This is a genomic window from Streptomyces fulvoviolaceus, from assembly GCF_000718165.1.
Classification (GTDB): domain Bacteria; phylum Actinomycetota; class Actinomycetes; order Streptomycetales; family Streptomycetaceae; genus Streptomyces; species Streptomyces fulvoviolaceus.
In genome coordinates this window covers 1-247 of sequence record NZ_JOEY01000224.1, presented here as the reverse complement: position 1 = coordinate 247, position 247 = coordinate 1, and the positions used below count along the sequence as shown (strand labels likewise).

1 pseudogene is annotated in these 247 nt (G+C 68.8%); it reads left to right on the top strand.

The features are described 5' to 3' along the window. A pseudogene (locus tag IG08_RS0153625) lies at window positions 1–247 on the top strand (hypothetical protein); the annotation flags it as partial.

The following is a 247-nucleotide window of genomic DNA, read 5'->3' as shown; positions in this document are numbered from 1 at the left end:
GAACGTGGCCACCTACGCCGGCATCGCCGTGTCGATGCTGGCGGGCTCGCGCATCGCGAAGAAGCCGAAGATCAAGGCGTTCCTGTCGAAGTCGTCCACGCTCTGGTTCCTGTTCCTGTTCAACGGCGGCGTGGCCGCGTTCTGCTACCTGACCATGGACGGCGTGAAGGGGATCGCGACCGCCGCCGGCATGGGCCTGGTCTCGCTCGGCGCGGCCGGCGGCCTCATCGCGAACCGCCGCAAGCCG